This is a genomic window from Caballeronia mineralivorans PML1(12) (assembly GCF_001028175.1).
Classification (GTDB): Bacteria; Pseudomonadota; Gammaproteobacteria; order Burkholderiales; family Burkholderiaceae; genus Caballeronia; species Caballeronia mineralivorans.
In genome coordinates this window covers 1-1,875 of record NZ_AEJF01000111.1, presented here as the reverse complement: position 1 = coordinate 1,875, position 1,875 = coordinate 1, and the positions used below count along the sequence as shown (strand labels likewise).

The window sequence follows — 1,875 nt, the reverse complement described above, 5'->3', positions numbered from 1 at the left end:
GGCGGCCGCTCGGCGAGGCACGGATGCCGCCGGTCCTTGTCGGAAAGCTGCGGCGCGACGTCGAGCTCGGGCCAGTCGATGCCGAGCGCCGGGTCGTCCCAGCGCACGCCCGCATCGGAGGCCGGGTCGTAGTACTGGGTGCATTTGTAGGCGAAATCGGCTTCGTCCGACAGCACGCAGAAGCCGTGCGCAAATCCGGGCGGAATCCACAGCAGCCGGTGCGTGATATCGTCAAGACGGGTGCCGAACCACCGGCCGAAATACGGCGAGTCGCGCCGGATGTCGACCGCCACGTCGTAGACCTCGCCGCGCGCGGCGCGCACCAGCTTGCCTTGCGGATTGACGAGCTGGTAGTGCAGGCCACGCAGCACGCCGCGCCGTGAGCGTGATTGGTTATCCTGAATGAAGGTGGCGTCGATACCGGCTTGAGCGAGCCAGCTTTCCCGGAAGCTTTCGACAAAGAATCCGCGCGAGTCGCCGAAGACACTCGGCTCGAACAACAGGACCCCCGGCAGCGGTGTTTCCACTATGTTCATGCGACCACCTCCTTGCGCAGGGTGTCGAGAAGATACTGGCCGTAGCCGCTCTTCGCTAGCTTGTGCGCAAGCGCTTCGAGACGATCCGCGCCGATCCAGCCGAGCCGGAATGCGATCTCTTCCGGGCAGGCAATCTGCAGGCCCTGCCGCGCCTGCATGACCTGGATGAAGTTGGCGGCGTCGAGCAGCGATTCGTGCGTGCCGGTGTCCAGCCACGCATAGCCCCGCCCGAGGATCTCCACGTTCAGTGTGCCGCGCTCGAGATAGGCGCGGTTCAGATCGGTGATCTCGAGTTCGCCGCGCGCCGACGGGCGCACCTCCTTCGCCAGATCGACCACATCGTTGTCATAGAAATAGAGCCCGGTCACCGCATAGTTCGATTTCGGATGCAGCGGTTTTTCTTCGAGATCGATGGCCCGGCCCGTTGCGCCGAATGACACGACGCCGTAGCGCTGCGGATCGCGGACGTAATAGCCGAACACGGTCGCGCCATGCGGGCGCGCTGCGGCCCGCTGCAGCAGCGCCGACAACGCCGGGCCGTGATAGATGTTGTCACCGAGCACGAGGGTCGCGGCGTCGTGCCCAATGAACGGCGCGCCGATCAGGAACGCCTGGGCCAGGCCGTCCGGGCTGGGCTGGGCCGCGTACGAGAAATTCATGCCCCATTGGCCGCCGTCGCCGAGCAGGTGCTGGAACGCCTCGAGATCGCGCGGCGTCGAGATGATCAGCACGTCGCGAATGCCGGCCAGCATGATCGTGCTGAGCGGGTAGTAGATCATCGGCTTGTCGTACACCGGCATCAGCTGCTTGGATACCGAATGCGTGAGCGGGTGAAGCCGGGTGCCGGATCCTCCCGCGAGTATGATTCCTTTCCGGCCGGTCACTGTGTTCATGAAGTCCTCGCTGTTGGAAGAGCAAAAGGTCCATCGGGGCGGTGTGCATGGCGCACAAGGAGACCGGGTGATCCGCTTAACCCGGCCGCAACGTCTTGAACACGAGCCCGAGCCCGCCCGCGTAGGCGGCCGCGATAACGGCGAAGCCGGCCGCTGTCGCGAGCTCCGAGTCGGCGATCGCATGCAGGATCACCGAGGCGATCGCGACACCCAGCAATGAGCCGATTTGCCGGCTCGCATTGAGCGAAGCGGCCGCGAGATTGGCCTCCGCAGGCCCGGCCGCCTGCATCACGGCGAGGTTCATCGCGGGAATCGTCTGTCCGGCGCCGAAATTGGCTACCCCGATCGCGAGCGCGAGCGCCCAGTAGGGCATCCGGGGGATGTCGATCAGTGCCGCCGCGCCGAGTGTTGCGAGCGCGAGTCCCGAGAGCAGCGTGCCGCGCCCG

The 1,875-nt window shown here is 65.9% G+C and carries 2 protein-coding genes and 1 pseudogene; all 3 read right to left on the bottom strand.

The genetic code is table 11. From position 1 onward, the window contains the following. A partial coding sequence (gene rfbC, locus EOS_RS17485) for a dTDP-4-dehydrorhamnose 3,5-epimerase (protein ID WP_047847932.1) occupies window positions 1-536 on the bottom strand: 536 nt, incomplete at its 3' end. Next, a complete protein-coding gene (gene rfbA, locus EOS_RS17480; RefSeq protein WP_047847931.1) occupies window positions 533-1,429 on the bottom strand; it encodes a glucose-1-phosphate thymidylyltransferase RfbA in 897 nt (298 codons plus the stop codon). The genes rfbC and rfbA, both read right to left, overlap by 4 nt. Before the next feature lie 76 nt (window positions 1,430-1,505). Beyond that, a pseudogene (locus EOS_RS17475) lies at window positions 1,506-1,875 on the bottom strand (MFS transporter); the annotation flags it as partial.